Annotated in this window: 14 protein-coding genes; 12 read left to right on the top strand and 2 right to left on the bottom strand. The window is 34.9% G+C overall.

Annotated features, from left to right (window positions below):
- The first annotated feature begins 12 nt into the window (after positions 1–12).
- From K412_RS0116090 to K412_RS0116135, 9 genes are all read left to right on the top strand, one after another.
- Complete coding sequence (locus tag K412_RS0116090; RefSeq protein WP_024834049.1) at positions 13–2,673, top strand: hypothetical protein; 2,661 nt, start codon at positions 13–15, stop codon at positions 2,671–2,673.
- Positions 2,674–3,024: 351 nt separating this feature from the next.
- Positions 3,025–3,306, top strand: coding sequence for a hypothetical protein (locus K412_RS0116095; protein WP_024834050.1), 282 nt, complete (start codon positions 3,025–3,027; stop codon positions 3,304–3,306).
- A gap of 329 nt (positions 3,307–3,635) precedes the next feature.
- Positions 3,636–5,138, top strand: a complete 1,503-nt coding sequence (gene istA / locus K412_RS0116100; RefSeq protein ID WP_157833822.1) for an IS21 family transposase — start codon at positions 3,636–3,638, stop codon at positions 5,136–5,138.
- Complete coding sequence (gene istB / locus K412_RS0116105) at positions 5,135–5,866, top strand: IS21-like element helper ATPase IstB (RefSeq protein WP_024833243.1); 732 nt, start codon at positions 5,135–5,137, stop codon at positions 5,864–5,866. The genes istA and istB overlap by 4 nt, the downstream gene beginning before the upstream one ends.
- A gap of 1,162 nt (positions 5,867–7,028) precedes the next feature.
- Positions 7,029–7,208, top strand: a complete 180-nt coding sequence (locus K412_RS0116115; protein WP_024834051.1) for a SymE family type I addiction module toxin — start codon at positions 7,029–7,031, stop codon at positions 7,206–7,208.
- A gap of 219 nt (positions 7,209–7,427) precedes the next feature.
- Positions 7,428–7,646 (top strand): helix-turn-helix domain-containing protein, encoded by a 219-nt coding sequence (locus tag K412_RS0116120; protein ID WP_024834052.1) that lies wholly within the window; start codon positions 7,428–7,430, stop codon positions 7,644–7,646.
- Between the two features lie 70 nt (positions 7,647–7,716).
- The gene (locus tag K412_RS0116125; RefSeq protein WP_024834053.1) at positions 7,717–8,991 is read left to right on the top strand and encodes a tyrosine-type recombinase/integrase; all 1,275 of its coding nucleotides are present in this window, start codon (positions 7,717–7,719) and stop codon (positions 8,989–8,991) included.
- A 145-nt stretch (positions 8,992–9,136) separates the two neighbouring features.
- Positions 9,137–9,301 (top strand): hypothetical protein, encoded by a 165-nt coding sequence (locus tag K412_RS22360; protein WP_157833838.1) that lies wholly within the window; start codon positions 9,137–9,139, stop codon positions 9,299–9,301.
- 240 nt (positions 9,302–9,541) lie between these two features.
- Entirely contained in the window at positions 9,542–9,730 is a 189-nt protein-coding gene (locus K412_RS0116135; protein ID WP_024834054.1) for a hypothetical protein, read from the top strand.
- A gap of 236 nt (positions 9,731–9,966) precedes the next feature.
- On the opposite strand, the gene K412_RS22365 is transcribed toward K412_RS0116135, so the two are convergent.
- Positions 9,967–10,110, bottom strand: a complete 144-nt coding sequence (locus K412_RS22365; protein ID WP_157833839.1) for a hypothetical protein — start codon at positions 10,108–10,110, stop codon at positions 9,967–9,969.
- An 844-nt stretch (positions 10,111–10,954) separates the two neighbouring features.
- Between K412_RS22365 and K412_RS0116145 the strand changes: the two genes are divergently transcribed.
- Together K412_RS0116145 and K412_RS0116150 are read left to right on the top strand one after the other, a co-directional pair.
- The gene (locus K412_RS0116145; RefSeq protein ID WP_024834055.1) at positions 10,955–11,215 is read left to right on the top strand and encodes a hypothetical protein; all 261 of its coding nucleotides are present in this window, start codon (positions 10,955–10,957) and stop codon (positions 11,213–11,215) included.
- A 106-nt stretch (positions 11,216–11,321) separates the two neighbouring features.
- Positions 11,322–11,831 carry a cell division protein ZapA gene (locus K412_RS0116150; protein WP_024834056.1) on the top strand — a complete coding sequence of 170 codons (510 nt, stop codon included), beginning with the start codon at positions 11,322–11,324 and terminating at the stop codon, positions 11,829–11,831.
- Between the two features lie 34 nt (positions 11,832–11,865).
- On the opposite strand, the gene K412_RS0116155 is transcribed toward K412_RS0116150, so the two are convergent.
- On the bottom strand, positions 11,866–12,054 hold the full coding sequence (locus tag K412_RS0116155; protein ID WP_024834057.1) for a ferredoxin: 189 nt from the start codon (positions 12,052–12,054) through the stop codon (positions 11,866–11,868).
- Between the two features lie 167 nt (positions 12,055–12,221).
- On the opposite strand from K412_RS0116155, the gene K412_RS0116160 reads away from it, so the two are divergent.
- Positions 12,222–13,079, top strand: a complete 858-nt coding sequence (locus K412_RS0116160) for an amidohydrolase family protein (protein WP_024834058.1) — start codon at positions 12,222–12,224, stop codon at positions 13,077–13,079.
- Positions 13,080–13,090: the final 11 nt, after the last annotated feature.

Raw genomic sequence — 13,090 nt, forward strand, 5'->3', positions numbered from 1 at the left:
GGGTAAAATAACATGAAAAAACTAAAGAGGCTTATAGCCTTTATATTATTGATGTCAATTTTAGGCAGCACGAGTTTCGTAATGGCAGTTCCTGATGACAAAGGTGATACTGGTTCTGGTAACGGAGCCTCTTACAATCAACAAACAGGCGAAGCATCCATAGTTACAGACGAAAAAGATGGAGAGATTAAAACGACCGGTGCTTCAATTGACAAATGGCGTGTAAAAACTCCAGCTAGCTGGCCGGAATTATTGGGTAGCTATTGGGGGTTCACTCCAACACAATATGTATTGGAACATAACAATATATTATATGATGCAGGTTTATATAATGAAAGAGATTGGTCTTCTGGAGCAGTAAACGGTACTGTTACACATAGTAAAGAACAGATTGAAGAGTTGGTAAATAATGCTGTAACCTTCGGGGGTATGATAACTGGAGTATCTAAAGATAAAATACTTGATGAAGGATTTACAATACATATATACGCATGTGTATTTGCTATAAAGCCGGGACACGCGTTTGAGGATACATACATAGAACTATTCCTAGTCAAGTATGATAAGAATATGATGACATTCAAAAATGGAGTTGACGGTTTTAGAACTTGGATAGCAAATGTTGTAGATAGATGTGCAGCTAACTTGGGGGTAACTAATGAAGGATATGCTTACTATAATGTTCCACCGAGAGTTGCTCTTGCCCCTGTAGGAAACAACTCAAATATAACAGGAGATTTAATACTATCTGAAAAGAGAATAACAAAAGCATATGACTTAACTTCATTTGGAAGTTTAACGGATTTTGGATTTAGTTATTCATCAACGGGTTCACATTCACATAGGGTTGATTTTAGGAATAAGAACGGAACACCATTAGACACTACAGATGATTTTGATGATTATTACTATGATGATTACGATAGAAGTACACCCGTAGATAGCTCTTATAAATATGTAGTACAGGCAAGTAATAGTTTAAATACAAATGCTATCACGACTTTAGGTGGATTTGTTCCTAAGTATGTTAACAATACTAAAACTGGTACAGCTAGTTGGAGCGGGGGTAGCAGTACACTTACTCCTAATTTGCAATTCTCAGTATGGAGAGCAAATGATTTACCAACTTTAGCATCTTACAAGGAAAATGTAAATAACCCTTTGGTAAAAGATTTAGGATTGCCGATTGGGAAAACACCTCAAAAGCCAAGAAATACAACAGGTGGTTATAAAGAGAATATAAGCATTCAGTTAAGACAGTCAAATGATGATGGCGCGGACTATTCAACAACATTTACAGACGGTGATGATTCTGCAACACAAATTCACTCTACGGTAGATACAGCTGATTACAATGCAATTTTAGGGGTGCAATCTTTTATAGGTGTAGCTAATAAAGGTGATAATGGATCAACATTCTCATCTAGCAGTTTTGTAATCAATGGAATAAGGTTTAACACGGCTAGAGGGTATGCTGTTCCTAGTGGGAATTTAATTAAATTCTATCCCTATGTACAAATGGCATATGATTTACCTGGTAATACGGCATCCATACCAGTAAATGTATTGGCTGGGTATGAGTCTACTATAAAACCAGTGGATTATATCGAGGTAGGCTGGACAAATACTAATACTACAAATTCGTTAACATTAAATTCTAATCAATGGAGTACTCATGCAAGAGCAGTAAGCAAGTGGGGAAAAAACAGTGTATTACCGGGTGGAGCAATATATACTTTGGATACAAAGGCAAATGCAAGTAAAGTTGGAGTGACAACGTGGCAGACATATATTCCCAATGATTTATTGGGTGCGCTAACAGCAGGGGATAGTTATTTTAGTTTAGATGCAGCTATAGCAAGGGATAATGACATAAATAATCAAATTAAAGCATCTATTGAAGCATTAGATGTGGTGCAATATATTGATAAAGACCCAACAAAATCAAATGCATTTAGTGGAATAAAATTAAATGCAGCTGGTGGTCAAGATGTATATGGCAATAAAACATCAAGCGACCCTAAATATTGGTTAAAACGTGGAACGGCAGCTAATAGTAATTATGCAAACGAGGCAGACTTAGATATAATCAATGAGAGTGGTAAGACGAGGACGTATTATAAAGTAGAATCAGACATAAATGGGAATGTAGCAATCAGTAAATGTACCGATGGGGTCAATTGGATTATATTAGAAACACTATCAAAGACTCAAACCGCAGCTAACATCACTAAAGTAGAGGTAAATGAGTTAGATAACAGGACAAAACTAATAACAAACTTTATATCTGCTATTGATAGAAATAAGGGTAGTGATAAGACAATAAATTCCTATGTAGTGTCTGGAGACGATAAATGGTACAATGAAGCATGGGAAGGCGTGATAGTTATGAAAACAGATACTGTATATACAGTCGGTTTTAATAAGCCCGTTACACGTTCAGTTGCTCTTGATCCAAAACTTACGCCTCCTAAAGATTCAGCTAGTGATGTGTTTATGAAGGCATATTTAAGCCAGTTCAGGCTAAATGATAAACCTACTATACATAGTGGCAAGGTTTCGGGTTTTGTGGCAAGGCATAATGAAGTGGACATTGTAATGCCAGAAATGCAGAACATGTACGTTTCAAGAACATTCTACATTCCAAATGCCACTGTAATGGATTTACACTAAACAAATATTGAACATAGAGAGTGCCGCTATAATGCGGCATTTTCTATGCTCAGGGTTAAATTAAGGTTAATATCAGATAAGTATAAATTTGTTGGTCATTGACCTATAAGCGTTGATTATAAAAAATAAAATTTTCTATAATGCAAATAAACTTAAAAAGTATGTATAAAGTTTGGGATACATTATGAATTCCAATAGGTTGTTCAGTTATGGATTTTTAAGATGCTGAAAGATGAATTCCAGCAAAATGGGAGTATTTCAATCAAATCTGATTATGTCATAACTATTAAAAAATCTCATATGAACATTAGAAAAAACTCATGACTGAAATAAATATTGGGGTGAATGAATATGATGAAAAATTTGGAATCAATAAATATTTCGGTTACGAGAGAACATTATAGAATATGGTGCGATTGCAGGATAATTACTGATTATAGCCAACATAATGCTCAATATACTAGAAAACAGATTATAAAGGACATCAAAAATGAAATAATAGCTCTTCCGGTAACATGTGAGGTCTCTGCAATAAAGGTAGACATTGAAATAATAAAGAATATTGTAAAGGTTAATGTATTTCCAAAAGATGACGAGTTCATCATTCAGATAATATATAAAGCTAACGATTAATGAAGGTTTATAGTGTAGGCACATTGGGGGTAAGTAAGTACGCTTGCCCCTATTTTTTTATGCTTATTGTCAATTGACATAGCAATAGGACATAAACTATCTATTAAAAATTAGTAGGTCTTGTAAAGCAGAAGAGTAATTTGGAAAATTAATTGCAACAATTGGGGTGTCTAAGTAAGGTTAGTGTTTAGTGTAATCTGAAAGTGTAACAAAGTGCAGCCAAAAAGTGTAACGGTCTGCGATGTAAAAGTCCATTGTAACACCCTTCAATTTGAGTTATCCTTTAGTTTGTCTGACGAACTGAAGGAGGTACAGAAAGGATGTTATCAATGGACGATATAAAGTATATCAGAAGAATGCATGATGTGGAAGGGTGTTCAATCCGTGAAATCATGCGACGCTCCGGTTACCATTACGAAACCGTTAAGAAATATTTGGATATGAAGGATTTCAACAATCCAACACTACTACCTAAAGAAGTTCCATCCCTGCTTGATCCACTTAAGCCAATAATAGATGAATGGCTTGAGAACGATCTTAAAGCACCCCGTAAACAGCGACATACTGCAAAACGCGTTTATGAACGTCTGCTAAATGAATATCCGGGTCAGCTTGAAGTTAAGCTCAGGACCGTCCAATATTATGTATCAAAGAAGAAGAAAGAGCTGTACGCAGAAAAGTCTAAGGGGTACATCCCTTTGGAACACCCTGCCGGTGAGGCACAGGTAGATTTCTGTCAGTTCTTCTACTATGATAACTCCAATACTTTGAAAGAAGGTCGGAAGCTGACAGTTTCCTTTCCACAAAGCAACGGAGCATATTGCCAAGCATTCCGGGGTGAGAACCAGGAATGTCTGTTGCAAGGGCTAAAAAATATCATGAAGCATATGAACAAGGTTCCATTCCGTATGGTATTCGATAATCTATCAGCAGCTGTTGCCCATATCGGCAGCGGTAAGGACAGAATTTTAACTGAAGGCTTCAAGCGGTTTGTTGAACACTACGGTATTGAACCAGTTTTCTGCAATGCTTCTGCTGGCTGGGAAAAGGGCAATGTTGAAAACAAAGTAGGTTATGAACGCAGGAATATGTTTGTTCCAGTCCCCACAATACTGGACTTTGACCAGTTCAACAGAAAGCTCCTTAAATGCTGTGAAAGGGATATGCAGCGGGAGCATTACCGTAAGGGACATCTGATTGCAGACCTGTTTGAAGCAGACAGACAAGCTATGCTGCCTATGAATCCGATTGATTTTAAAGTATCCAGATTCCAAGCTGCAAAGGCCGATAAATATGGAAAGGTAATGTTTGAAACCAATCTATATTCATCATCACCAAAGCTGGCACAAGAACATGTATACCTTGAAATTACAAGTGATAGCGTCACAATAATGGATATTAAGTACAATCCCGTTGTCACCCATTGCAGACTATATGAGAAGGATGGGGAGTCAATGGATTGGCTACCATATATATCATTAATGGCTAAACGCCCCAATGCAATTAAATATACAGGCTTTTATCAGGAACTACCCGAGATATGGCAGAACTACCTGGCAGAGCTGTCACCAGAGAAGAAGAGGGAAGCCCTCCTTACTCTAAATACAATGCTTCAGAAGCATGATATTGCAGCTGCAGCAAATGCACTTGAAGTTGCACTGGATAGTGGAGTAAAAGACTCTGACAGCATACTGGCAAGCTATTACAGACTGACAAACAAAGTGCAGCAGTTGCAACCGATGCAGTTCACAAATCCATACATAAAAGTACCATCCTTCAAAACAGATAACTCAAGATATGATAGTCTGTTTGGAAAGGAAGTGAGCCAATGAAGGAACAACTGCTTGAATGCTGCAAACAGCTTAGGCTTAGTGCACGGTTTGCAGAAAATGCAATAAATGCAAACGGTGCAACGAATCAGGAATATATGCTTGAGGTCTTAAAAGCCGAAATCATATATCGGAATACCAAACGCCGGAACCTATATTTAAAGAAAGCCGGTTTTGATAACATTAAAACTTTTAACGGCTATGATTTTGAAGATATTACGCTACCTTCAGGCGTAACGATTGATTTATTGAAACAGGCTGAATTCCTGTCACGTCAGGAAAATTTAATTCTTTATGGCAGGAACGGAGCCGGCAAAAGTCACATGGCAACAGCAATCGGTGTAGAAGCCTGTATGCAAGGCAAACATGTCCGATTCTACAAAACTGCTGCATTGGTCAATGAGTTATTAGCAGCAAAGGCCAATGGCTCACTGGTACAGATGCTAAAGAAGCTCAGTAAACTTGACCTTTTAATCTGTGACGAATGGGGTTACATCCCCTTCGATGCAGAGGGCTCTCAGCTGCTGTTCCAAGTTATTGCAGACTGCTACGAAAAGCGTAGCCTGATAATCACAACAAACATTGAATTTAGCAAGTGGAACGGAATATTTTATGATGATCAGCTTACAGCGGCCCTCATCGACAGGTTAGTCCATCACAGCCATTTGATAGTCTTTGGCCGGGACAGCTGGCGGTTAAAGCACTCACTGATGAAACAATCTAACAACTAAATACAATTTGGGGTGTTACACTTTTGCATTGCATTTCGTTACAGAAAGCTATTGCAATAAACAGTTAGTGATTTAATCAAAGAAATGAATATTTTGGCATATACATGAAGGTAGTAACTTTTCAAAAATATTTGATTCGTAAATAAAAAATCAAATTTGGAAAATAAGTTGCAACATTACTAGTGTCTTGTGTAAGATGACGAAAAGATCATTTAATAATAGATCCATTTTGAATTGTAGATATATTTTAATACACATTATAGGCTAGTGGAATTTTTATTGAACTGATTAAAAGTAATGGAAATCACTGAATCAGGCAGTAAAATGTATTTTGTTAAGCGTAATAAAATGATGGACACGAAAATGTAAGAGATTAGAATGTTTTAAGAATAAAATAGCAAAAAGATTTGGACAGGTTTGATGCTAGTTAAATTAACAAAAATCAATATAGACCTGTTCGTTATTCTGAATTTCGTTATTAGCATGAAATAAATTTTTATGTATCAAAAATAGATCATCTTGTGAAATCATGGGAAAACTCAAAATTATTCAGGATTTGTAGTTTTTTAAATTGTTTTTGGACAATTGAAATTGAATAAAAAATGACCCAAATTATAGAAAATTATGAAGTATAGTTTTTAATAAGTGAAAAAGGGGTCAATGCATGCGTTTCCAGAAAAAAATATATAAAGATATAGAGAGAAAATAGAAATAATTGGAGATTGGAAAGAATTAAAAATAACAATATGAGAAAATATGTGGTTGACATTTCAAAACAACTTATCATATTTAGAGATAGATACTTCCAAAAAAGTGGAATGGAAATTCTCAAAGGTTTATTCAGGCATTAATTATTATTTCAAAATAGGAAATATTTATATAAATGCAGTTACAATAACTGGGCTAGTTATATTTTTTTTATCGTAGCAAACTATATTACCAGTTTGGTGATTCATATTAGAATTTCATACAATTTTAAACTAGTTTAAATTTATATGACCAATAAGGTTTAATTTTGTATATATCTGTATATATATGAAAGTAATTATTTCTTTTGACAAAGCTATTGAATTTTCTAGAATTCAGCGTTAAACTCCCAAAGCTAATATTTGTAAAGAAACAAAAATGCAAATAAGCATTATGAAAAGGGAGGACGTGTGTTGTGTCAAAAAGTCGAGTATTAACAGTTACATATTCTTATTATCCAAGCAATTCAGTGGTGCCCAACATAAAAATATTAGGGAAGTGGTTGCATGATCTCGGGTTTTCAGTTGGTGAGAAAGTAGAAATTTATAATGAGAGACCAGGTGAATTGGTAATACGAAAAATAAGTAATACTTAGATGATAAAAAAAAGCTAATGAAAATACAGGCAGTAACATTTTGGAATCCTTATGCATTAAGACGTATAAGGGTTCTTTTTTTTATTTAGTACGTTCTTTAACGCTGCTTTGGAATCATAAGAATTAGAAGTCACTAAAATAAATTATTTGATGAACTAACCACTTATATGTAAGCAGACAAGTAATCGGAGTTGTAAAAATTAAAAAGGAGGACTTTTTATGAGTAACAGCTCTGTACCGCAAATAGCAATTAATAAACTTAATTTATCGCCAAAGGAAGCGGCTGAACTGATTGGGTGTAGTGAGTACACTATTAAAGAACTGGCACGTCAACAAAGGATTCCATCTCATAGGGTAGGTAACATGATTAAATTTACGAGGGAAGGATTGGAGACTTGGATTAAAGCACAAGAAAAAAAATCTTGGATTCGAGTGTAATTCAACTTGACGAACAAGTACTTTTCCGATAACCTCAACCACCCAAAAAGTTAAAAGGAGATGTGATGATATGGCGACAATAAAAGATTATGGTAACGGTAAATTTAGAATTGTAGCGAGTAATGGAAGGCGTCATGATGGAAAACCTAATAGAGCAAGTTGGACTATTGAGGCAAAATCTATGAAAGAAGCTGAGAAAAAGGCAGTAGAACTGGAATATGAATTTAAGCATGGTAAAAAGAAATCAATCTCGAAGAAATACAGCTTTAACGACCTTATAAATGAATGGAGAAAAAGTGATAGATATCAGCAAATGTCACCTAAGACTATTGAAAGATATGAAGGTATGCTTAAACATAAATTGATTCCTGCTTTTGGAGTGTGGCCATTAGTGGACATAAGACCGTTGGATATTATGCACTTTATAGCGTCACTAAGAAAACCAGGTGCAAGACTTGATATTAACAATCAGAATCCATACAGTGATAAAACAATTCAGGGGTATTACATAATTCTGCATTCATTGTTTGATGATGCAGTACGATGGGAAATGATGTCAGAAAACGTATGTGATAAAGTGGATAAACCCTCAATAAAGAAACATAAAGCTAAGTTCTATGAGGAAGAACAGATAGACAGGTTACTTGAATGCTTGGATCTAGAAGGAAAAACACTTGAGATAAGCCTTAAGAAAAGGAACCCTAATCATAGAGGGAAATCAGAACAAGAAAAAAGAGAGCTGATGGAAGAAAGGAGGTACTTGTATCATATGCATAAAGCATATGTATATTTAGCATTAGCAAGTGCAGGTAGACGTAGCGAAGTATGTGGATTGGATTGGATAGATATCAATTTTGATACTACGTATATGATAATGGAAAAAACACTACAATATACAAAGAGTGCAGGAAAATTTTCAAGACCTTATTTAAAAAATGGCGATACATGTAAATCAATGTTCTTACCGGAAGCTGTCATAGAGATTCTTAAGGAATATAAAGTAGAACAGGAGCAATACAAGGAAATACTGGGGGACAAGTGGGTTCAGACTGGTAAAGTGTTTACTGCAGTTAATGGTGATTTGATTAATCCAAACAACATTAGTTTATGGTTTAAAAGGTTCTTGAAAAGGTATGAGCTTCCATATATTACACTGCATGAGGTGAGGCATACAAGTATATCCTTTATGCTAATGCAAAATGTTCCAATTGAGGTTGTTGCAGAACGTGCAGGACATAGGGATACTTCAGTTACATCAGGAATATATGGACATGTGTTCGAAGAAAATAAAAAGAAAGCAGCACAAACAATTGAAAAGATGTTCACAATTAAAGGGGCGGTATAACCGCTCCTTTCTAGTGCAAAAACTGGAAAATGTTTAAAGCGTATCTTTTCTGAATCCATTAAACCCTCATATGTATTTCTTGTTACGTATGTAATATTATGATGAAATTATTAATTCCTTAAAAACCTTAAAGGAGAGTATGAAAGTGTTTGAATTAAGCGGTTCAGATGGATTTAGAACTGTCAGAGCATTCATTCTATATGAGGATACACTTGCGTTTATGGTTAGACCTGAAAAGTCAAGCGAAAAGCTAGGGATAATGCGTCTTGAAGGCATATTGAGCCTAATGAAAGTCTATTGGAATCTTTGAAAATGGAAATTATGGAGGAAGATTCAATAGAAGCAATGCTGTTAAATTCCCCACGTACATTTTATAAACGAAACTAAACAAGGAAGGTCTGATGAGCGAATATATATATTCTTATATATTAGACTTGAGATTGTGTTTTAGAGCAGATTCTGCTATAATAATTGAATAAAAACCTGTTTTCATTGCGGCTTTGAAAGATGAGGCGTAACGAAGAAAATTTATATAATTGGAGGTGAGACAATGTCTAAAAAATCCAATAGTCTTATCCCTAGTGGAGGAAGTGCGTTACCCAATATTCAAAATATGAAAGTGGATAAGGACAAACTTGATAGGCCCTATGCAAAAGTTGAGAATGATAATGGTGATTGGTATAAACAAACAAAGCTGAAAAGTGGAAAAACGAAAAGAGAGATGGTTTCAGATAATTAATTTTTGGTATACCAATGAAGGTTAATGCTTTTGTAAATTCCGTTACAAGAATACCGAAGGGGCGCAACGTAATTTTACATACATTAGCCTTCGGCGGCATATAATAGACATTTTCTTCATCCCACCTTATTCCCCAAAGGCGCGAAATAACAATTTCCATTTTAACATTTCCGGCGGCGCATCTTGGTGACGTACCACTGGTTTTATATATAGAGAGAAATAGTTCAACTCAGAATTCAATCCCAGATTTGATTCATAGCACCCGCCTTTGGCCGCCCAGAGCCGATTTTAATCCATTTAACAAGCACAGGCTCTCTGTTTGAATAATCGTAATTATCCACCAGATTAATCACTTCCTGAAGCGCGGAGCGCAGCTCCATAATATGGAACGGCCAGTAAGCTACTTTCCATATTATAGGTGTCTTTCCTATCTTAGCTACTTGTATTTATGGGTATACATAATATAGATTGGTTATGTATAGCATAAAAGGTGATATTGGTATCATCTAAAATATTCCATATATATATATATATATACTATGCAATACTTAATTTTGACTCTAACCACTGCGAATAGCTTCTTTGCCACAGTATTATGTCAAGCGTGATAACTTATATGAGTTCAAAAAACACAAAGCTTGGGGCACTCCCCCGCAAAAAAATAGTAGTGATGATATCGTTGCACAAGCATTGCACATAGGGGCAAGAAAAATGTATAAATGATGTATAAACATACACGATTCATCTTATATATAGGGTTATAGGGATAAAAGTGCGTATATTTATACTGAAATAAATAAGGTTATACCTAATACAGAACCCGGCTTATAGACTTACTCATAATATATACCAGAAATGCTGACCTTCAGGGGTTGGCATTTTTACTTATACGCTGTTTTTTTTTCAGTCCACAAGTCGGGTTTTAAATTCTACATGTACGCTTGAGTAGATATAACGTTTACTTCAAAACTACTTCACATTTAATTTTACTCTGTTTACCATATCATGTCAGCAAAAAAGCACATGCTATTGCCCTTTTAAGGTATGATATTAAATTACATATAGCTACATCCTTGAGATGACTTTGCTTTGCAGCAGTATAATATTTTAGAGATTCACTATAGTCTTACTGCGAGAAAGGTTGCAAAAGAAGTTTTGCTAGATATGAGACAAACTTGATATAATATGCAGTAATGCTTATTCTTTTTTGTGGAGATGAAAATTATGAGAGATAATTTGATAGAAGAAATTGCAGAAAAGGCACGAAAGGTTATTGAGCAAATTCCGTTTTCTAAGCAAGAGAATATCGGATTTTCTACCTTTGAATATGGTGACCCTACTATTTCATATGAAGTACGAGCAAATGGCTATCATAGGGTTATAAATGAGCGGGGAGATGTTCGGGAAGAAAGGGTAGCACAAAGCATTGATGAAATGGTTGATTATTTCGTTGAGCAGGCCGTTCCAAATAGCGCAGAATTATAAATTTGGTATTGAGTTTAATATGCGAATCATGTAATATTAAATCCAAGTGTTTATTTATTTTATTATGGTAACTTATATTTTTTCTATTGTATTGGGGAGACGAGTAATGGCAAACAGGAATAAAACTGAAGTTTACATATATGGAAGCAAGTATACAGTTTTAGGTTCAGAATCTGAAGAATATATCCACAAACTTGCTTTATACGTTGATAAAAAAATGAGAGAATTTTCTGAAGTTAATAGTGCATTAAGTTCTGGGATGATTTCAGTACTGGCTGCAATTAATATTGCAGATGACTATTTTAAAACTTTAGATAAGTTGGAAAATATTACAAATAATCAGCAAGCTAAAACTGAGTTAATGGATAAAGAGTACAAACAGAAAATAGAAGAACTTAACTTACAAATTCAAAAGCTTAAGTCAGATTCAGATTCCATGGAAGAACTTACTCAAAAACTTAAAAAACTGGAAGATGAGAATACTGCAAAAGAACAGTCAATTATAGAGTTATCGAGCAAATATGAACAACTAAAATCTGAATACAAGCAAATGGAAGAGTTATACCAGGAAGAGTATAACCAAATTAAAAATAAATATGAAAAGACATCCCTTTAATACTTCCATTACGGGATGTCTTTTATCATGTCTATTACTCCAGATCAATAACACTTACCGGGCAGGCATCTCTAGCATCCTCGGCTTCCTGAAGGTTTTCTTCCGGTATATCATCTTCAATAGCTTGGGCTTTATTGTCCTCGTTCATACTAAATACTGCAGGGCATATAGAAGTACATAATTCACAGCTTATGCAACCGTCCTGATCTACTGATGCTTTCATTTGCAGTCCTCCTTAAAATTATTAATCCATAAACTATTATTCTCCCAAAGCAAATATATATACAAAAAATGTAAGATAATTCAAATGTAATATTATGGAGTTTGATTGTTGATTTTACAGGGGACATGAGTTATATTAAATACAAATAAAAATGGAGATATACAAAAATGAATAATAATTTTGAAATAATTGACTGTCATGTTCATACATTTGCTAATGATGACATAGCAGCTAAAATTATGGCATCATTTAATAAGCTATATAATATAGAGTTTAAAAATCCAGGTAACGGAACAATACCCAATGTATTAGAAAATATGAACGAGGTTGGGATAGACCGTACGGTAATGGCCAATTTTGCACCACCCAAAATTTTAGACTCTAATAATTTGTGGACTATAGCCACAGCTAATTCCTCAGAAGGGCGACTTGTACCACTGGTAAATTTTCACCCTGATATGGAGGGGAGGCTGGCTGAAAATTTTGAAAAGTATGTTGAGCTTGGAGCAAAAGGCATAAAGTTGCATCCAATGGCCCAAGGGTTTGATATCAATGATTCCAGAATGGACGAACTTTATAAAAAGTGCAGCGAAACCAAGTTTACTATCCTTATACATTGTGGTAGGGTTTCAAATGCAAGACTGAATGGATTCTCAGATTTTGAGTCCATAGTTCCTATAATAGAAAAATATCCGGATATACCAATAATTCTTGCTCACATGGCGGATGGAGACAAGGAATGTGTTTTAAAAGTGTCAAAGCAATATGAGAATGTGTACTTCGACACATCCATAGTTATAACCGGTTATCCTGAAATAGCCCGTGTCAATGAACCTAGTTGGTTGGATGACAGTGAAGTGGTTGATATTATAAATGAAGCAGGAGAAGATAAAATACTTTTTGGCTCTGATTTTCCATGGGGAAGCTCAGTGCATGACGTAAAAAGGTTTATGAAATTAAAATTATCTGATAGGCAGAAAAAAACTATTCTTAGTGAAAATGCTAAACGGCTATTTAGGCTATAAGTTTATTTAGA

The organism is Ruminiclostridium josui JCM 17888, assembly GCF_000526495.1.
Classification (GTDB): domain Bacteria; phylum Bacillota; class Clostridia; order Acetivibrionales; family DSM-1351; genus Ruminiclostridium; species Ruminiclostridium josui.